15 protein-coding genes and 2 tRNA genes are annotated in these 20,626 nt (G+C 45.8%); 3 read left to right on the top strand and 14 right to left on the bottom strand.

The annotated features are described in order from the left end of the window. Positions 1-9 precede the first annotated feature (9 nt). From ONT18_RS14030 to ONT18_RS14000, 7 genes are all read right to left on the bottom strand, one after another. Positions 10-1,095: a glycoside hydrolase family 53 protein gene (locus ONT18_RS14030; RefSeq protein ID WP_264906273.1), complete on the bottom strand. Its 1,086-nt coding sequence runs from the start codon at positions 1,093-1,095 to the stop codon at positions 10-12. 18 nt (positions 1,096-1,113) lie between these two features. Continuing rightward, a complete protein-coding gene (locus ONT18_RS14025; protein WP_264906271.1) occupies positions 1,114-2,511 on the bottom strand; it encodes a DUF5114 domain-containing protein in 1,398 nt (465 codons plus the stop codon). Between the two features lie 12 nt (positions 2,512-2,523). Further along, a complete protein-coding gene (locus tag ONT18_RS14020) occupies positions 2,524-4,185 on the bottom strand; it encodes a RagB/SusD family nutrient uptake outer membrane protein (RefSeq protein ID WP_264906269.1) in 1,662 nt (553 codons plus the stop codon). An 18-nt stretch (positions 4,186-4,203) separates the two neighbouring features. Beyond that, positions 4,204-7,170: a SusC/RagA family TonB-linked outer membrane protein gene (locus ONT18_RS14015; protein ID WP_264906266.1), complete on the bottom strand. Its 2,967-nt coding sequence runs from the start codon at positions 7,168-7,170 to the stop codon at positions 4,204-4,206. Positions 7,171-7,372: 202 nt separating this feature from the next. Further along, a complete protein-coding gene (locus ONT18_RS14010) occupies positions 7,373-9,709 on the bottom strand; it encodes a pectate lyase (protein WP_264906264.1) in 2,337 nt (778 codons plus the stop codon). A gap of 18 nt (positions 9,710-9,727) precedes the next feature. Beyond that, a complete protein-coding gene (locus ONT18_RS14005) occupies positions 9,728-10,084 on the bottom strand; it encodes a subtilase (RefSeq protein ID WP_264906262.1) in 357 nt (118 codons plus the stop codon). A gap of 200 nt (positions 10,085-10,284) precedes the next feature. Further along, a tRNA-Phe gene (locus ONT18_RS14000) sits at positions 10,285-10,357 on the bottom strand. A gap of 155 nt (positions 10,358-10,512) precedes the next feature. Between ONT18_RS14000 and ONT18_RS13995 the strand changes: the two genes are divergently transcribed. Next, positions 10,513-10,585, top strand: a tRNA-Pro gene (locus ONT18_RS13995). Between the two features lie 125 nt (positions 10,586-10,710). Further along, the gene (locus tag ONT18_RS13990; protein ID WP_264906260.1) at positions 10,711-11,553 is read left to right on the top strand and encodes a helix-hairpin-helix domain-containing protein; all 843 of its coding nucleotides are present in this window, start codon (positions 10,711-10,713) and stop codon (positions 11,551-11,553) included. A gap of 58 nt (positions 11,554-11,611) precedes the next feature. Here ONT18_RS13990 and ONT18_RS13985 read toward each other — a convergent pair whose 3' ends face one another. The 6 genes from ONT18_RS13985 to ONT18_RS13960 form a co-directional block, all read right to left on the bottom strand. Continuing rightward, positions 11,612-12,967, bottom strand: coding sequence for a sodium-dependent transporter (locus ONT18_RS13985; RefSeq protein WP_264906258.1), 1,356 nt, complete (start codon positions 12,965-12,967; stop codon positions 11,612-11,614). A 94-nt stretch (positions 12,968-13,061) separates the two neighbouring features. After that, on the bottom strand, positions 13,062-14,426 hold the full coding sequence (locus tag ONT18_RS13980; protein WP_006847607.1) for a sodium-dependent transporter: 1,365 nt from the start codon (positions 14,424-14,426) through the stop codon (positions 13,062-13,064). Positions 14,427-14,592: 166 nt separating this feature from the next. Continuing rightward, positions 14,593-15,093: a CYTH domain-containing protein gene (locus ONT18_RS13975; protein WP_006847608.1), complete on the bottom strand. Its 501-nt coding sequence runs from the start codon at positions 15,091-15,093 to the stop codon at positions 14,593-14,595. Between the two features lie 4 nt (positions 15,094-15,097). Then, positions 15,098-15,247, bottom strand: coding sequence for a hypothetical protein (locus tag ONT18_RS13970; RefSeq protein ID WP_181976430.1), 150 nt, complete (start codon positions 15,245-15,247; stop codon positions 15,098-15,100). A gap of 21 nt (positions 15,248-15,268) precedes the next feature. Beyond that, entirely contained in the window at positions 15,269-16,396 is a 1,128-nt protein-coding gene (prfB, locus tag ONT18_RS13965; RefSeq protein WP_022120221.1) for a peptide chain release factor 2, read from the bottom strand. Between the two features lie 38 nt (positions 16,397-16,434). Then, complete coding sequence (locus ONT18_RS13960; protein WP_264906254.1) at positions 16,435-18,243, bottom strand: AMP-dependent synthetase/ligase; 1,809 nt, start codon at positions 18,241-18,243, stop codon at positions 16,435-16,437. Between the two features lie 129 nt (positions 18,244-18,372). Here ONT18_RS13960 and ONT18_RS13955 point away from each other — a divergent pair, with 129 nt between their 5' ends. Next, positions 18,373-19,437: a M20 family metallo-hydrolase gene (locus ONT18_RS13955; protein ID WP_264906252.1), complete on the top strand. Its 1,065-nt coding sequence runs from the start codon at positions 18,373-18,375 to the stop codon at positions 19,435-19,437. A 296-nt stretch (positions 19,438-19,733) separates the two neighbouring features. On the opposite strand, the gene ONT18_RS13950 is transcribed toward ONT18_RS13955, so the two are convergent. After that, entirely contained in the window at positions 19,734-20,624 is an 891-nt protein-coding gene (locus ONT18_RS13950) for an Rpn family recombination-promoting nuclease/putative transposase (RefSeq protein WP_264906250.1), read from the bottom strand. Positions 20,625-20,626: the final 2 nt, after the last annotated feature.

Genomic DNA, 20,626 nt, shown 5'->3' with positions numbered 1-20,626 from the left:
TTAATATTCTTATTTATATGCATCGAATACGGCAGTTGGTTTGCCGCTGTTGTCGAACGCTCCCTTGGTATATGCAGACCAACCCAGAGTGGTATAGTTGGCTGGCTTCCAGTTGTTGTAAACTTCTGGTTCCCAATAGAAGATACCCTCGCAGGTAGAGATTGCCTTGCAGCCATCCACCATCTTCTTCATCATTGGCGCAGCCTGGTCAGAGCCCCACCACATACCGATTTCAGAGATGATAACGTCCTTACCATACTTAGAAGAAAGGGTCTGGATGTTAGCGAGACAGCTCTCTGCATAACTCTGCCAGTTATCATCCTCAGGATAAAGAGACAGTCCAATGACATCCCACTTTCCGCCATTTTCTTTCAACTTATCGTAAAGCCAGGTAAGTCCACCAAGGTCCTGACCTTTATCTACATGAACGATGACCTTTGCTTGTGGATAAACCGCCTTAACAGCATCATAACCGGCGTTAACATAAGCAGCAAAGTTGGCTGCATTCTTAGATACCTGACCGGTTACAGCCTCATCGCTATTGAAGAGCATTCCGTCGCGGGTTTCATTGCCCACCTGCACCCACTCTACGTTGGTTACACCTCTATCCTTCAGGGCTGTCAATACATTCTTGGTATGATCAGCCACAGCCAGTTTCATTTGTTCGGCAGTATAGCCCTGCCATGCAGCAGGAACTTTCTGGTTACCCGGGTCAGCCCAGGTATCAGAATAGTGGAAGTCAATCATCAGACGGAAGCCGAGCTGCTGAGCTCGCCAAGCCTTGGCGATGACATCATTCTTGCCACACCAGCCACCTTCCGGATTTACCCAGACACGCAGACGGATAGAATTGGTTCCCTCTTCGCGAAGGAGCTTCATGCATTCTGTTGCCTTGCCATTCTGATTATAGAATTTCACACCATCCTTCTCCATCTCTGTGAGCCAACTTACATCGGCACCCTTGGCGAAGCCACTCATATTGTATGTCTTCTCCTTTTCGGGAGTGGTATTATCATCATTGCTGCAACTCGTGCCCGTGATAGAAAACAAGAGTGCTGTAGCCAGCAATATGGCTTTTCCAAATATATTTTTCATTGCTATTTTTCTTATTAATTATTTATATTGCCATGTCATGGTGTTGAGGTCGGCGGTAACGGTAACTTCACCACCAGTTACATCATCCTTGAACCAAGGATTCCACTTGTCGTCTGCCGTAGAAAGATTAAACATCTTATCATTACTTGGCTCGCAACCATACCATGTTTGCTTGTCATCCTTGTTGGCTCCTACATAGATAAACATAAATCCTTCCCAAGCTGTTGGCTTGTACTTGCAGGTATAAACACCATCGCTCACCTTATTCATCACGGCAAGTAGGCTGTTGCCATCCTTGCTGAACATGCAGAGAGTATTGCTAACCTCTGGCTCTGGAGTTGTTTGGTCGCCCTCAACGATAGTATATTCCAACTGACTGTTCTCACCAACCTTCACGGTTATGGTATAAGTACCCGCCGTGGCAATATTCACACTGCCAGCGTTCTTTGAGTCAGTCATCTTGCCATCAGCCAAAGTATAGTTCATTGTCTTCACTACTGCTGCAGCATCAGCTGTACCTGTAGCCTTGCTGTACTCAGCGCCTGTAGCTACGATGCTGACTGGAGTATTATCGGCTGTAGTTGTAATGACCTTGGTCCAAGCATAGTTAGGAGCATCATAAGTCATATCTTCACCATTCAACTGCATTGACTTGATGTAAGTTGGCTTAAGTTCCTTAGCTTTTGTATCAAGAACTGTATAATAAATACCTGTCTGACCTGGGAACCAGATGTTCCATGCAGACTCAGTATTATCCATTTCGTACACATGGTTATCCTGTCCTACATTACCCCAAATGGTACCATCATTTTCCTTACCCCAGATATGGAACCAAGAAGAGGCATTCATATAGCCAGAATAAACTCCATCAGAATTAGGAGAATAGAGTTTGGTCAGAACTTGATCCTTTTTCTCATTCAGGATATTGATGTAGCTCATATCAATGAGGTATGGAGTAACATTTACCTGGCAGACATTGCTGTAAGCGGCATCAAGATTACTACCCATCTGACTCTTGATACGGAAATAGAGAGGTGAACTCTCATCAGGAGACAAGCCGAGATCCTTGGCTGCAGCATTGAGGTCTGCCCCGGTGAAAGCCTTGGAAAGGTCGGTTACGGTGTATTCCTTTTCTGAAGTAAAGTTCTCTGAGGCTGATACCTGCAGATAAGTTTTCAGCACTCCGTTGCCCGCAGGCTTGGTTTCATCGCTCGAAAGCAAGGTAGGATTCTGCCAAGCCAACGAGAGGACAACGTCCTTACTGTTATCTACAGACAGCTTCACATCGGATGCCGATGCCATCAGGTCGGATGCCTTGAAGCCATCCAGATATATCTTGTCGCAACTCTCGTCGCAACTCACCAGGGCGGTGAGTGCGCAGAGAAGCATCATCAGGTTTCTAAATATCTTTTTCATTCTTTTATCCTATTAATAGTTGTCGTTATGAAGATTTGGATTTGCGGTAAGCTCGGTGTTAGGGATTGGATAGATGTTGTACTTGCTATCAACAGCCTGTCCGTCGTGAGTTCCACCCTTCCACTGCCAGATGTACTTATTAGTAGTAAACTGACCATAGCGAATCAGGTCGGTACGGCGATAACCTTCATGATAGAGTTCACGGGCACGCTCATCGAGGATGAACTGGAGGAAGGCATCGTCATCGGCAAAATTGCTAGACCATACATCAGTATTTCCAGCACGTTCGCGGAGGAGATTGATCCAATAGATGGCTCCCTGCTTGCGGGAAGCAATCACGGTTGGATCTGTAGCATCGCTACCACCAGCCCAGTTATCCCAGTCGTTATGCAGACGAACCACGCACTCGGCATACATCAGATAGACATCAGCCAAACGGAAGAGAGGAAAATCGGTTTCTACACCTGCATCGGCAGTATTGGAAGCGGTAGTACCATCATCCTTCAGGTTGCTCCACTTCTCAGAAAGATAGCCGGCGGTTTCATCGGTCATGCTGGTTACATCCTTGCTCTGACCATTGGTGAAGAACTTGCAACGCTTGTCGCCACTGCCATCAATATCGGTCTGGGTAAACTTATCCACGAACTCAGGACGAAGACGGAATTCACTCCAGCCGGCAGTTACACCATAATCGGCTACATTCTGGTTGGCATTCGACATACTTACCTGTCCACAAACCAGATAGGTAGAAGAACCCCAGCTTACAGTATGCTCAGCACTTACCGGCAAGGCGAAGATAATTTCGTTGGTACGCTTGTCGTTATCAGCATTGAAGAGTTTGCTGTAATCAGACTCCAGAGAATATCCCATACCCATCACCTTCTCGCAAGCCTCCTTGCACTCGGCATACTTGGCAACGCCGGTATAAACCTCGCTGTTCAGATAAAGCTTGGCAAGCAAGGTATAGGCAGCACCCTGAGAAGCCTGACCGTAAGGACAGGTAGAAGCAGGAAGCATATCACCTACACAATCCTTCAACTCGCTCTCAATATAATCGAATGTCTGCTGAGGAGTATAACGAGGAGGAATGTAGCTGCCCACAGGGTCGTTCTCTGTCACCATCGGAATGTTGCGATAGAAATCGAGCGCATGGTAATAGAACAGAGCACGCATAAAACGGACTTCTGCCTTATATTCCTTCATCTTCTCTGCATCAGCACCAGAGAAATTGGCACTATTGGCATTGCGCAGGAACTCGTTGCAGAGGGCGATGTTGTAGTAGATACGATAATACATATCTGATACCCAGGCATCGTTGGCATCCCAGGAGAGATAAGTAAGACCCGTAGTCTGCTCACCAGTCAGCCAGGTAGAGGCAAATTCATCGGTACCACACTCCTGCATATTGATAAACATACGCATGTAGTCGAAACCTGCTCCTTTGTTCAATACGGATTCCATATCCTTGTTGTCGCCGCCCTTGCCCTGACCGCTAGTCACCATGGCAGCGTAAATCTTGCCCAGCACTGCCTCGTAATTGGCAAGCGAGGTATAAACATCCTTAGAGGTTGTCTCTGTATGAGGATATTGGTCGAGATCGGAAACACAGCTGGTTGTGCCTGTCAGCACCGCTGTTCCCATCATCATACTATATAATATATTCTTAAGTTTCATTGTTATCTGTTTTGATTGTTAGAACTGAAGTCCGAGGCTTAATGAATAAGTGCGAGGACGTGGATAGAATGAGTTGTCCATTCCGTTTGGCACCTCAGGATCTGTACCTGAGTAACCGGTGATGGTGAAAACATTCTGTACCATTGCAGATACGGTGAGCGAAGCCCACTTGTTGATCTTGCCTACATTGTAACTCAAACTCAGGTTGTCGAGTTTCAGGAACGAAGCATTCTCTACGTAGTAATCAGAGAGATACTGACGGGTCTTGAAACCTGTCTTCAGGAAGCTGGTGTTGAGGTTGTTGAGCTGTGAGTTGTTGTAGCTTACTGTCTCGAAAGCACCTGTACTCATACCCATGCCGTTGTATACATAGTTGTCGATGTTGGCACGGAAACTCATACCGAGTGTCAGCTGCTTGTATCTCAAAGATGTACTCAAGCCCATGATATACTTAGGGGCTGGAGAATGATAGCGGTAGAGATCGGCATCATTGATTTCGCCATCATTGTTCAAATCGGCATAAGCACCCTCGATTGGCTTGCCTGTCTTAGAGTCGTAGAGCTGATGGTATACATAGAACATGTATGGCTCATATCCCTCAGAGAGTACCTGGAACTGGTAAGCATCGATAGATGGACCTACCTTCACGTTGGTCTGGCTTCCACCCTTTGTCAATGAAAGGTTCTTCACCTTCATGTTCTGCCAGGTAAAGTTGTAGCTCAGGTTCCACTCCCAGTCCTTGGTCTGGATAGGGGTGGCATTCAGAGAAACCTCGATACCCTTGCTGTCTACATTACCTACGTTGGTAAGGATAGTCTTTGAGAAGTTGGTACCTGCTGCTGTTGGTACTGATGCCAACAGGTCCTTGGTCTTACGGGTATAGAAATCGATGGCACCACCGATACGGCCATCCAGGAATCCGAAATCGAGACCGAAGTTCCAGGAGGTTGTAGTCTCCCACTTCAAGTCTGATACGTATGCCTCAGGACGGTAAGTATTGATATACTGTCCGTTGATGAAAGCTTCGGCACCTGTTACACTGGATGTATAAACCGGCAGATAGTTGTAGTTGCCGATACCTTCCTGCTGACCGGTAACACCATAGCTGGCACGGAGTTTCAAGTTAGAAAGTACCTTCTGGTTCTTCAACCAAGGCTCTTCTGTCAAAGTCCAGCCCAAAGCAACAGATGGGAAAGTACCCCAACGGGTATCCTTAGAGAAACGGGAAGATGCGTCTCGACGAACGGTTGCCGTCAGGAGATACTTTCCATCGAATGAATAGTTGATACGTCCGTAATATGACAACATTACATGACGGTAATCTGATGCCTTTACGGTTGACAGGTTTGTGCCTGCCGCACTTTTGGTATAATAAAGAGGTGTAGTACTCTTCCAGTACTGGTAGTCGTAACCGGCTGTCAGATCTACATTACTCTTGATATCTTCGAAATACTTCGCATAGTTGGCATAGAGGGTAAGCAAGCGGTTCTCGTTTTTCTGAGGACCATACTTGTAATCGCTACCGCCCAAAGACTCATCCTTGTTGTAGCTCTGTGCTGCGTAGGCAGGAACATAAATGGTTCCGTCGCCCTTGGCATAGTCAGCACCCACGGTAGCATGGAGCTTGAGGTCTGGCAGGAAATGAACCTTGTAATCTACATCCATAGAACCGATGAAGCGGCTCACCTTACTCTTTGAATCATACAGATCAACCAGACCGCGAGGGTTTCTTACACCGGCATTCACTGGATAGCCATCAGCATCGAGTGCCTCATTATAGCCACCATATTTGTCGTTGCCGGAATAAACCGGGATGGTTGGGTTGAATGTGGCAGCTGCCCATACGGCACCACCATTATTGAATGAGTTGTTATTGAGGGTTCCCTTGGCATTGATGGTCAACTTCAGGTGATCCTGGAAGAAGCTAGGAGTCAATACCACGTTACCTGTCCAGCGCTCTACATTGTCCTTGCGAACCAGACCGCTCTGGTTGTAATAGCCTACAGACACGCGGAATGGCAACCACTTGTCGATGCTGCCGCTCACGCTGAGGTTATTATCTGTACCGAAGGCAGTACGGTAAACCTCATCATTCCAGTCGGTATTGGCTGTACCGAGCAATGATTTCTGATTAGCGTCACCAAACTGGTTGATGACATTCACAAATTCATCACGGCTCAGCATATCTACCATCTGCGCACGGGTCTGCAAACTGTTGGTGGTATTGAAGTTCACCTTTACAGCACCCTGCTGTCCCTTCTTGGTGGTAATGATGATGACACCATTTGAAGCACGGGAACCATAGATGGCTGTAGAAGAAGCATCCTTCAATACAGTCATGCTCTCGATATCAGAAGGGTTGATCATGCTGAGGAAGTTGCTGCTGTTACCCGAGATACCACCCTGCTCCAATGGCACACCATCGAGCACGATAAGAGGGTCGTTGCTGGCATTAAGAGATGCACCACCACGCACACGGATGGTACTACCGGCAGAGGCAGAACCACTGTTAGACATAATCTGTACACCCGAAACCTTACCGTTGATCAACTGTTCTGGAGAAGAAACGAGACCTTTATTAAAGTCCTTCGATTTCACGGTAGCTACGGAACCTGTCAGGTCACTCTTTCTTGCCGTACCATATCCGATGACCACGACATCAGCCAGCGCCTTGCTGTCGGATTCGAGTTTCACCTTCATATTGTCTGAGATAGAAAGTACCTTATCAATATAACCGATATAAGATACCTTGATCTTCTTGGCTGAAGAAGATACCTGAAGACTGAAGTTACCGTCAAAATCAGTAACTGTACCGCCCTTTTCGCCTTCCACCATGACAGTGGCGCCAATCAGAGCCTCACCATTCTGCGCATCAGTCACCTCACCTTTGATGGTTCTTGTCTGCGCCATGAGTTGCAGACATCCGATGACGAACAATGCCACGAGAAGCAAACTTCTCTTTGCTAAATTCTGGATTGCTTTCATTGTTTTACTTTTAGGTTGCGTTTACGTTTAAATGAGTTTGCGTTTAAAATTGTTTTCAGTTGCAAAAGTAGAGAAAAAAGAAGAAAACAGCAGATAGATTTAAGACAAAAATAAAGAAAAAACGGACAAAAGCAAATCTTTATCTAGCTTTTGTCCGTTTTGTCATTAAAGAGGCAGGAATCTTTAAATCAGTTCTATACCTTTACTCTTTTACAGGTACGAGTTTAATACCGAAGAGGTTGCATGTATCCTGCTTTGTAATAGTATGAGAACCTGCATCCAATGTTACAGTCATTGTCTTAGCTGTTGAATCAATAACTGCATTTACTTCAGCAGGCTTCTTTCCATCAATTTTGGCGTTCGTCTTGGTATCTGCAGAACTGAAATAAAGGGTCATTGTGACTTTCTTATCAACAGTTACTGAGATATTAGTTGCAGACTCCATCTTTACACAAGTAGAATATGAAGTGCCGTCAATAGTAGCAGTTCCCTTATTTGTAGCATAGTTACCTGAGACTGTTACTATGCTACTTGAAGGCTTAGAATCTGTGAATGTTACCAAAACAGTACCCTCGATAGGAGTTACAGTACTGCCACCTTCTGTTGTACCACCGGTAGAGCCACCAGTACTACCACCTTCTGAACCACCAGTGCTGCCACCTTCAGCAGAACCACCTTCGCCAGTTGCATTGCTCTCACCGAATACCTTAACAACACCAGAAGTATAAGCATCAAGAATGCTTGCCAAAGCAGGCCATGGCTGCTGATGACCATTTGTTACGACTGTCTCATCAGGAATAACGAAATCAATATCACCATGATTCAAACGACCTGCACCATAGAAGCCTTCTACGATAGAAGGAACATCTTCTGCCTTATCTGCAGCGTATGCATACATGAGGCTTGAGTTGGTATCGAAGTTGTTGTAAGAAGTACCACCTACCAAAGTCTTTATGCTTGCAGGAACCTGCTTACTTGGATCAGAAACCTCGTAGGCATCAAAGCTTGTATTGTTTTCTGCGTATGTGATATAGCTGAAGTTATCAGGCTTGTTGGCAAATACATTGCCGTATGCCTTAATCAAACCACCTTTCTCACCAGAGAAAGTACCATCACCCTTGGCATCAGTACCCTGCAAAGAGCTCATGATAGGACGCTTAACAGCATCAAAGTAGTTTGACTCCATGAACACACTTGAGCCACTGGTTGCACCAATACCATAAACATCACAATGCTGATAGTAGTTGTTGTACATGTGAACACTCATGGTACGAACGCGAGCCATACGAGAGTCTGAATGGTCGAACCAGTTGTGATGATAAGTAATCCAGTTTTCACCAGTTTCACTCTTCATACCACACATAGAAGCCTTACCATTATCCCAGAAACGGTTGTAAGCTACAGTAACATACTTAGAATCACCCTTGATATCTACAGTACCGTCACCTTTAGCCTGGTCGGCAGCACTACCCTTCTTACCATAGAAGAGATCCATGTTGTGAATCCATACATGAGAGTTTTTAGTATCAAGAGACATAGCATCATCCAGGCAACGCATGATAGCAAAGTTACGGAACTCTACACTCTCAGCCTCTCTAAGCAAGAAGCCGAAGCCATATACGGTAGCATCATCACCGACACCCTCGAATGTCATATTCATCATAGCTCCCTTAACCTGCAAACCTTCTGCAGAACTTGAAATGTGATCCAAATCAGAAAGATTTACCTTACCGATGATACGGAATGCGATTGGGGTTTTATCCTTACCTTTTGAATAAGCATCAATAATAGACTGAAGACCTGTAATCGTCTCAAGCTTACCAGTATTAACTGTTGTAGAAACAGTCTTGGCCGTCTTGGCTGTAATATACAGAACCTTAGCACCAGCCTTCAAAGTACCATCATTATTATAAGCACCTACACCAGCATACTTGAAATGAGCAAAGCCCTCACGGTTGTAGCTCTTTACTACCAAGTTAGAAGCAGTATTGGCACCAGTAATCTCTTTACCGTCAGCATTTACAGGAACAACCTTTACAGAATAAGTACCTTCCTTCAAACCGAGAACATCGGCACGATAGTAAGAAGCATACTGACGAATCAACTGAGCATCAATCTTCTTGTCATCTACATATACATTATAAGAAGAAGCGCCCTCGAATGGAGCCCACTTCAAGTAGGCAGACTCCTGCCAGCCCTTTGCCTCAGTAATCTGAATCACACCTGCAGGATTGTCAATATCACCACTTTCGCCCTGCTCTACTTTCTTTGCGAAACTGATTTTCTGAACAGAAGCATCATACTCATCATTCTCTGAGCCTGATTTAGGTGCGATGATTGCCTTATCACCTTCGAACTTCACACTTGTCAAATCTGCAGTATTATAATACTTCACATCACCCGACTTGGTGGTAACATACATCTGGTTCACCTTGCTGTTACGAGCCACGGCATGGGTAATCTTAAATGTCCCTGTCTGAGCCACAGCTGCACTCAAGCTCATCAGGAGGAGTGCCAAAGTAAATACCATTTTCTTCATTGTTCAATCCTCCTTATTTTATTTGATGATTACTTTCTTACCATTAATCATATAAACACCCTTAGATAAACCCTTAGGGGATTTACCTACACACTGGCCCTGAAGGTTATAAACCTTACCTTGCAATGCCTGCTTAATGCCTTCTACCTGACTGATGCCGGTAGTTTGATAAGTGAAAGAAAGGGTTACGAGCGACATATCTGCCTGATCAGATGTATTATCTGAATACTGAAGAACGACATTGTCGCCATCGAAGGTAATCTCTGAGACAGTCTTTTCTATGACCTGACCATCAATCTTAACCGTCTGTTTGCTGCCGGCAAATACAGCCGTAGACAACATTGCAGCCAAGAATAACAAATAAGCTTTTTTCATTTTAATGAATGTTTGTTAGATTTATTTTTTGGTTTGTTTTTGAATTTTACAATGCAAAAGTAGTGAAAAAATAGCTATTATAAAACATCCTGGCGCATTTTTCATACGCAAACGTTTTCATAAGTGTAAAATGGAGTATTATAAAAAAGGGCATAAAAAAAGACTGAATCCTGTTACGAAGATTCAGTCTCATAAAGAAGTGGTACCACCAGGAATCGAACCGGGGACACAAGGATTTTCAGTCCTTTGCTCTACCAACTGAGCTATGGCACCAACTTTCACAAATCGCGATTTATCATTTGCGGGTGCAAAGGTAATACTTTTTTCTGGTTCCTGCAAATTTTTCGGGAAATTTCTTTCAAAAAAAGATAAAAAAGTCTATTTTTGTTGGTGTTGTCCATTATTTAATGTACCTTTGCAGCAGATATCGGGATTTAGCGCAGTTGGTAGCGCACGTCGTTCGGGACGATGAGGTCGCTGGTTCGAGTCCAGTAATCCCGACTAAACAATCATATAGACTTAAAATCCGTAAGCCTATGAAGTTTTTAAAGGATTTTTTTTATATCAATTACCATGAACGGCGAGCATTACTCGTAATCCTGACCCTGCTCGTTGTCAGTACCACAATGATTTTCATTGTAGGTTCTAAAGAAACCATGCCATCAGAAAAGCAACAAGCCCATAACGATAGTATCATCAGACATGCCACGCGGCAACAGCCAGGCTATTATGACGAAGGACTTCAGTCGAGCGAAGTATTCGCCTTTGACCCCAATACGGCAAGCCAATCTGATTTCCAACGGCTGGGACTGGAATCATGGCAAGCCAGAAACATCATCAAATATCGAAATAAAGGAGGTATCTTCAGGACACCTAGAGACTTTGCACGGGTTTACGGACTAACCAAGAAGCAATTCGAAAAACTGCTGCCCTTTATCAGAATTGGTAAAGACTACCAGCCGGCTGCCAACTTTTACCCAAGAGAAAGATACAACTACGGCTATCAAGAGACGGCTATAAGAACCAGAGAAGAAAGGAAGAAAGACACTACCCAATACAGTTATCCACGAAAACTGAGAGAAGGTCAGTATATCAACATCAATTCTGCTGATACGACCGAACTGCAGAAAATTCCCGGCATAGGCTCTTACTATGCCAGAAGCATCATCCGTTACAGAGAGCGTTTAGGCGGTTTTGTTTCCATGAGCCAGATACAAGAAGTGGAAGGCGTGCCCGAGACAGCCCTCCACTATATGAATATTGATGCAAAACATATCCGGAAAATGAATGTCAACCAGCTCAGTTTAGCCGAACTGCGCAAACATCCTTACCTGGACTTTTACCAAGCAAAGGAAATCGTAAACTACCGCAGAACCCATGGTCCGCTGAAAAGTGCTGAAGAGCTGCGTCTCCTCAAAGACTTTCCACCTGCCGAAATAGAAAGAATCAAGCCGTATCTTGCCTACTAGGGGCAAGATAGCCTGTCTGCAAGTTTGCCGGTGCCTGTCTGCAAGTTTGCCAGTTTTGCTAAATGACACCAAACTGGTGCAGGAAGATAAGGAAAATACAGATTGGACAGATAAAACGGATGGTGAACAGGAAGACTGGGAAGAGAGTTCCCTTCAAGGTTCCCCAGTTAGTAAACTCATCACGCACAATCTTCTTTGGCACATACCATCCCAGGAACAGACAGGTGATGAATGAACTCAACGGCATGAGCAGCTGGGCAGTAAAGTTGTCACAATTGCTCAGGAAATCCTTGCCGAAGAAACCCAAATCAGGTACGGCACCCTGAGAGAGCGAGCAGAATACGGCTATGATGCTGCAAACGATGGTCTCGAACCAGGCTCCCTTGGCACGGCTTATCTTACCCTCCTCATAAATAAAGGCGGTACCTATCTCGTGCATCGAGATGGTAGAAGTCAGGGCTGCCAATACAAGCAAGGCATAGAACAACACCGAAATCACATAACCGACAACCGGCATGTTACCGAAAGCCTCCTGGAATACGTTTGGCAAGGTAATGAAGATGAGCGAAGGACCGCTGTCTGGCTGCACACCTACCGAGAAGGCTGCAGGGAATATCATCAAACCTGCCAATACGGCGATTACCGTATCAATGGTCACAATCTGAGTAGCCGACTTCAAGAGATTGGTCTGTCTGTTGAAGTAAGAGGCATAAGTACACAGACATGCCGTACCCATACTCAAAGAGAAGAACGCCTGTCCCAGCGCTTCGAGCAACACGTTTTCATCTACCTTAGAGAAATCCGGCTTCAGCAGGAACTCCACTCCTTTCATCGCTCCCGGCAGAGAGCAGGAAGCAATCACAATCACAATCAACAGGAAGAAGAGCATCGGCATCAGAATCTTGGATGCTTTCTCTATACCATTGCGCACACCGCGCACTACAACCATGTGGGTAAGCAGGATAAAACCTACTGCCCATAAGGTTGGGCGGATAGGATCGGCTGAAAAGGTCTGGAAATAGGTCTTCACATACTCTGCGTCGCCATGAACACCGCCCATGATACTGGCATAGAGATACTGCAGACACCAGCCAGCCACTACGGCATAGAAACCCAGGATAATCATAGAGGTGATGATACCCATCAAGCCCAAAGCCCCCCAAGCCTTATGCTTTCCCAGATTGGTATAAGCTCGGGCTGCATTGGATGCAGAATGACGGCCGATGATGAATTCACTCATCATGCCAGGCAATCCGAGCAGGATGATACATACCAAATAGATGAGAATGAAGGCGGCACCACCATTCTGACCTGCCATATAAGGGAAACGCCACACATTACCCAAACCGACTGCCGAGCCGGCTGTGGCAAGAATAACGCCCAACTTACTACCAAAATTTCCTCTTGTTTCCATTATCTAAATCTTTAATGTGTAGTGTTTGTTGTTTTCCGACGAAACGGCAGATGCTACACCTTATTATATATAGTTATATCCGATTACAAATACTTTATCCGAAGACACCAAACTGGTTCAGGAATACCAGGAAGATGAGGACAGGACAAACGAACTTAATCAGGAAGAGATAGATACCGAAGAGACGGCCCTTCAAGGTTCCCCAGTTCGTAAACTCATCCTGTACGATCTGCTTAGGTACATACCAGCCCAGGAACAGGCAGGTAAGGAATCCTGCCAGAGGAAGGAATATCTGACCCGTAACAAAGTCGAACCAATCGAACAGCGCCTTTCCGAAGAACGAAAGCTTATCTGTTGCACCCAAAGAGAGCGAACAGAAGGCTCCGATGATGGCACAGGAAACCGTAACGATGGTAGCACCCTTCTTGCGGTCTATCTTCAACTCCTCGTAGAAGAAAGAAGTATTCACTTCATGAAGTGACATCAGCGAGGTCAAGGCAGCTACCGACAGCAATACGTAGAAAAGCAGCGAGATGATCCATCCCAATACAGGTAACGATGCAAACGCCTGATTAAAGACATTCGGCAAAGTAATGAAGATGAGCGAAGGACCACTATCCGGTGATACACCTACAGAGAAGGCTGCAGGGAAAATCATCAGACCAGCCAGTACTGCTACCAGCAAATCGATGATGGAAATCTGCAAAGCACTCTTGAAGAGATTGGTCTGACGGCTGAAGTAAGAAGCATAGGTACAGATACAGCCCATACCGATACTCATAGAATAGAACGACTGTCCCAAGGCATTCAGGAACACGTTTCTGTCTACCTTTCCGAAATCAGGCTTCAACAGGAACTCCACGCCCTTACCTGCATCCGGCAACAGACAGGCTGCTACCACAATGATCAAAAGCAGGATGAACAGGAGAGGCATCATCACCTTAGAAGCCTTCTCTATACCGCCGCGCACACCATGAATAATCACGAAATGACAAATCAGGAATATCGCTACCGTCCACATAACCGGACGCACAGGATCAGAAGAAAACTCCTTGAAGTAATTCGCCACAAAGGTAGGGTCACCATGCAGTTCGCCCATGATGCTGGCATAGACATACTGCAGACACCAGCCCGAAACCACCGCATAATAGCCCGTAATCAGAAAACCGGTAAGCACCTCAAGATAGCCTACCCACTTCCAAGCCGTACCATTAGAGAGTTTGGTATAGGCACGTGCGGTATTAGAGGCACCATGACGGCCGATGATAAACTCAGAAATCATACATGGAATGCCCAACAGGAGCACACTTCCGATGTATACCAGAATAAAGGCTGCGCCACCTTCCTGACCAGCCATATAAGGGAAGCGCCATACGTTACCCAAACCTACGGCGCCACCTGCTGTAGCAAGAATCAATCCAATCTTGCTACCAAAACTTCCTCTATTTGAATCTGTCATTTCTATCTTTCTATTACTAATTTCTTACTTTTTAATTTTTCTTCGTGCAAAATTATAAAATAATTCTGAAATATATGAATTATTTGAAAGCAAAAACACAAATTTAGTAATATTTATGCTATTTAGTCTGTTTTAGGACGCAGAAATGACTTTTTCAATACATTTTCTAACGATATTCAGCCGGCAAGGTATCACGCCACTTCGAGAAAGGATTGCCCAAGAGATGCGAATTGTAGAATCGCTTGTCGCCTGTTACCTCCATACCGATGAAATCAGGTTTCTCATAGGCTTCAGTCTCGCTAGCCAACTCCACCTCTGCCATGACCAGACCTTCATTATCGCCATAGAACTCATCTACCTCGAAGGTATGACTGCCACTTTTCACCAGATAGCGACGCTTATCGATGACGCCGCCCTGACAAAGTTGCAGAAGATGCTGCGCCTCGTCCATCGTTATCTCCTTTTCAAACTCATAGCGGGTCATGCCGCCATTTACCGACTTGCCCTTAATGGTAAGGTAAGCCTTCTCGTCCCGTGTGCGAACCCGCACCGTAGCCCCCTCGGCAGGAATATATCCCTGCTGGATATGACTAGAAGAAAAGGCGGCGCTTTTGTAAGCGTCGCCCTTCTTAACGAGGAATTTTCTTTCTATCTCTAATCCACTCATTGTTTTATACTAATGTTGTTGCATAAATGGCAAAAAGAATACCGAGGACTATCAATCCTATAAATATCCACTTGATTACTTTCTCGCCTTTTGCAGCCTGTTTCTTCTGATAAGCCTCATGTTTGGCTCTTCTTAAGTCTTTATTTCCACTCATAGTCGTATATTTTTTAGATTATTATTGTTGTTCGTCATCATTCGTAGGGAACTCCATCAGGTATGCCTTGATGAAATCATCTATCTTGCCGTCCATCACGCCATCTACATCCGATGTCTGATAGTTGGTACGGTGGTCTTTCACACGACGGTCGTCGAAGACATAACTTCTAATCTGGCTTCCCCACTCTATCTTCTTCTTACCAGCCTCAATCTTAGCCTTAGCCTCCAGACGCTTCTTCATGGCGCGGTCGTAGAGTTGGCTCTTCAAGAGCAACAATGCCTTGGCACGGTTCTTTGGCTGGTCACGGGTCTCGGTGTTCTCGATGAGGATTTCTTCTTCCTCGCCTGTATCAGGGTCAGTATACCAATAACGCAGACGGACACCGGATTCAACCTTATTCACATTCTGACCACCGGCACCACTCGAACGGAAGGTATCCCAGGAGAGCTTGGCTGGGTCAACATATACCTCGATGGTATCATCTACCAGCGGAGTTACGAAGACACTGGCGAAACTGGTCATTCGCTTGCCCTGGGCATTGAAAGGAGAAACACGCACCAGTCGGTGCACACCGTTCTCGCTCTTCAGATAACCATAAGCGTACTCGCCGCCCTCAATGGTCATGGTGACGCTCTTGATACCAGCCTCATCGCCTTCCTGCATATCGGTGATGGTTACCTTGTAGCCATGAGCCTCAGCCCAGCGCATATACATACGCATCAGCATCTGTGCCCAGTCCTGGCTTTCTGTACCACCGGCACCGGAATTAATCTTGAGCACGCAGTCCATCGGGTCTTCCTTCTGGCGAAGCATGTTCTTCAACTCCAAGTCTTCGATGGCTTTGATCGCCTTGGCATAATCGGCATCCACCTCTTCCTCGGTTACCATTTCGTCTTTATAGAAGTCGAAGGCAAGCTGCAGTTCGTCGGCATAAAGACGCACGGTCTTGTAGCCGTCGAGCCATTTCTGGATGCCCTTCACCTTCTTCATCTGCTCCTGTGCATACTTCGGGTCTTCCCAAAAGTCAGGAGCCTGGGTGCGGAGCTGCTCCTCTTCGAATTCTACTTTCTTCTGGTCTATATTGAGATAGTGATGCAGAGCGTCAGCTCTGTCCATCACATCCTTCAACTGGTCAGCTGTAATCATTAACTCTTAACTATAAACTTTTAACTTTAAACTTTAGATTACTCCTCATACATCTTGTCAATCTCCGCCTTGTAGTTCTTGTTGATGATAGGGCGGCGAATCTTCAAGGTATTGGTCAACTCACCCGACTCCATAGAGAAGTGGTGAGCCAGGAGGGTAATGCGCTTAATCTGCTCATAATAAGCCAGATTTTGCTGGAGAATCTGGATACGGTCCATCAGCATCTTCTGCACCTTCTCGTTAGCACACAAATCTTCACGGCAGGTGAAGGCGATATGATGCTCACGTGCCCAGTCCTCCACGAGACGGAACTCTGGAACGACGAGGGCTGATACGAACTTGCGCTGGTCGGCAATCACAGCCACCTGATCGATGAACTTATCTACCAGGAGCAACGATTCTACCTGCTGCGGAGCGATATATTTACCATTCGATGTCTTGAACAGGTCCTTGATACGCTCGGTGAGATAAAGCTCGCCATCCTTCATATAGCCGGCATCACCGGTATGGAAGAATCCATCCTTGTCGAATGCCTTCGCATTGGTGGTATCACGATGATAATATCCCGGAGTGATGGTAGGGCCCTTGAGGAGCACCTCATTATCCTCACCTATCTTTACCTGAATGCTGGAGATAGGACGACCCACCGAACCCAGACTGCGTTTCTTGTCGAGATGATCGCAAGATACGGTGGCAAGACTCTCGGTCAGACCATAACCCACCACCATATTGATACCGATGGCATGTACAAACTCCTCTACTTCCGGACTTACATAAGCACCCGCTGTAGGGAAGATATTCGGTTTTTCCAAGCCCAACTGCTTGCGAACCATGCTCAAAACGGTCTTGTTGATAATCTGATATTCCAACTCCAAGGTCAGAGGAGGGCGCTTGCAGTTTGCCAGATATTCTATATTCCGCTTCTTTCCTACCGCCAAGGCATGGTAGAAGAGTTTCTTCTGGATAGGACCGGCATCATCCATCTTTGCCTTTACGGCGATATAAACCTTCTCCCAGAAACGTGGCACACTACACATACAAGTAGGATGCATCTCTCTCATACTCTCCTGAATTTCATGAGGATAAGTATTGATGATGAGTTCGGCACCTTCGCTCAAGCAGAGATATGCCCATCCACGCTCAAAGATATGGGTGAATGGAAGGAAGTCGATGACGCGGTCCTTTTCGGTAACAGGAATGCACTCATCGTTTGCCTTCAAAGCAGCATAATACTGGCTATAGGTCAGCATCACGCCCTTGCTATCTCCAGTTGTTCCACTGGTATAGAGGATATTAGCCAAATCATCCATACTTGCCTGCTTGTAGAGTTCCTCCACTTCTGTCTGACGAGGAAGATTCTCTCCCAGCTTCAGGAAGTCCTTGAAATAGAGGGCTGCAGGGTCATGTGTACTGATGCGCACGCTTGAATCGAAGATGATGATACGCTCCAGAGATGGACAGAGGGCAAAGATACGGTGAGCCTTGTCATACTGCTCCTGTTCGCCAACAAAGAGGAAGCGAATCTGCGCATCATTAATCATATATTGAATCTGCTGCTCGCTGCTGTTGGCATAGAAAGGCACAGAGGTAACTCTGATACCGTACGCACCGAAGTCGGTGTACAGATAATGCACACAGTTCTGCGAGAAGACTGCGATTTTGTCAAGAGGTTTAGCCCCAAGATTCAGGAGGGCATTGCTCACTTGTTTCACTCTTAAGGAAAAGAGGTTGAATGAAACCGATTGCCACTGGTCGCTGCCAAACTTTCTGAAAGTTAAAGCAGTTTTCTCTCCCCATTTCTTGGCGAGATTATGTACCAGTACCGAAAGATGACTATTAATCTGCATAAGCTTATATTTATATTCTGATGCAAAGATAATAGAATTTGTTAAGAACACAAAATAAAAAGATATTTTTTCCACTTTATCTGCTCTTTTTTTCGTATCTTTGCCCCAAAATCAAAAAATAGAGAGATTATGATGACACAAGAAGAATATGTAAGCGATGCCGTGGATTTGCTGAAAAAGCTCATCGCCACCCCATCTGTAAGCAGAAACGAGAAGGAGGCTGCCGACATCATGGAGCAGACCATCCGCAAATATGGTTTCGAACCTCATCGTGAGGCGAACAACATCTGGATTATCGACCCTCATTACGATGAGAGCCGACCTACCCTGCTGCTCAATGCTCACATCGATACCGTGAAGCCTGTGGCTTCATGGACACGCGACCCGTTTTCACCGGATGTTGAAGAGGGTGTACTTTACGGTTTGGGCAGCAACGATTGCGGCGGCGGACTCTGTTCGCTCCTCCAGATATTCAGAATGCTGACCGCAAAGCCTCAGCAGTATAATCTTATCTATCTGGCATCTGCCGAAGAAGAGGTGTCGGGAAAGGATGGCATTACCCGTGCCCTGCCTTTGCTTCCGCATATCGACCTTGCCATCGTAGGTGAACCTACCGGCATGAACCCGGCTGTTGCCGAAAAGGGACTGATGGTGCTGGATGTGATTGCTCACGGAAAGAGCGGTCATGCTGCCCGCAACGAGGGAGTAAACGCTATCTACGAGGCATTGGATGATATGCGATGGATTCGTGACTATAAGTTTGAGAAGGTAAGCGAGTTCCTGGGCCCTACCAAGATGACGCTTACCGTAGTGAATGCCGGAACCCAGCACAATGTGATTCCGGATAAGTGTACGATGCTTGTGGATATCCGCACCAACGAGTTCTACGACAACGAGGAGGTTTACGAGTTTATCTGCCAGCACCTGAAGAGCGAGGTGAAGGCCCACAGTTTCCGTCTGAAGTCATCCCGCATCGACCCGGCGCATCCTCTTATCAGGAAATGTGTAGCCATGGGCATGAAGCCATTCGGCAGTCCTACCCTCAGCGACCAGGCTCTGATGCACTTCCCTTCGTTCAAACTGGGTCCTGGCGAGTCTTCCCGTTCCCATTCAGCCGATGAATTTATCAAAATAAGCGAGATTTCGGATGCTGTAGCTAAATACCGGGAACTTTTGGATGGAGCCAGCATCTGAAAGAGATATTCGTTCTGACTACAACTTTTATATAGAATACAACAAAAAACGAAGCGCGGTTATGCCTTAGACATAACCACGCTTTCTGTTTTCCATCATCTTTTATCTTGTTACTTACTTTCGCTGGCAAAGATAATACTTCTTTTTTGAATACCGAATAAGGAATATAGAAGAAATGATATAAAAAAGAGGCAATCGTTTGCACACATTGCACCTCACGGTGAAACGACAAGGGTCTATATGCCACGATGAACAGGTGGCGTATAGACCCTTGATTATATGGTGATATTCGTAATCTACATCTCCGCTTTCAGCAGTTTTATCTCCTCAGCCGTCAGCCCCGTCATATCCATGATAGACGCTTCATCCATACCCTTTGCCAGCATCTTCCTGGCAATTTCAAGGCTTCGCTGGTTCATGCCTTCTTCTATGCCTTCAGTTCTGCCTTTTTCCATACCTTCTTCCATTCCTTTCTGGTATCTGTCATCCAGAAGGGTTCTTTCAACACTTACCGAATCCCAGAATTTATCATAGGCACGGAGTTCGGCATCTGTAAAGCCGGAAACTTCAAGATCTTCTACGGCTTTTCCAATCTCTGGGTCATTAAGCAGGTCGGCAGGAATATCCTTCGTATTGGAATTGATTTCTGTCAGGAAACGGAGCCACAAGACCATCATGCGCTTATCGGCAATGGAATGAGGAGTGAACTTAGGGAGTTCAATGAAGGTGAAATGCAAGCCTTCGATGACCTTATTGCTGTCCTTATCGTGCACGATGCGGTAGTTGTGGATAAAATCCGGAGTATCATGCGCAAAGATATCATTTATCAGGTTGAGAGAATACACTGGTTGAAGTTCGCTGTATTTTCCTCCCTTTTTTGCCTGACTCACATAGAGCTTGGATGCATTGAACAGTACTCGCTGCTGGAAAGCGTCAGACCATTCCATCTGCATTTCCACGCAGAACTTCCTGCCTCTGACATCTGTGCAGAGTACATCCACTATGGTGTTCTTGCCCCCTTCGAGCTGAGGCACAAGTTCTGTAGGCAGATACTTTATCTCGTGTATCTGCTCTTCTTCGCTGAGTGGCAGGAGGGCGTTCAGAAGGCTGATCAGTCTTTTAGGATGATTGCCGAATATCTTCTTGAACGTAAGGTCTGCCTTAGGGTCTAAGTACTTCATAACCATCT

Origin of the sequence: Segatella copri, from assembly GCF_026015295.1 — a bacterium.
GTDB lineage: Bacteria > Bacteroidota > Bacteroidia > Bacteroidales > Bacteroidaceae > Prevotella > Prevotella copri_C.
The sequence above is the reverse complement of the archived record's forward strand: the minus strand, read 5'-3'. Positions and strand labels throughout refer to the sequence as shown.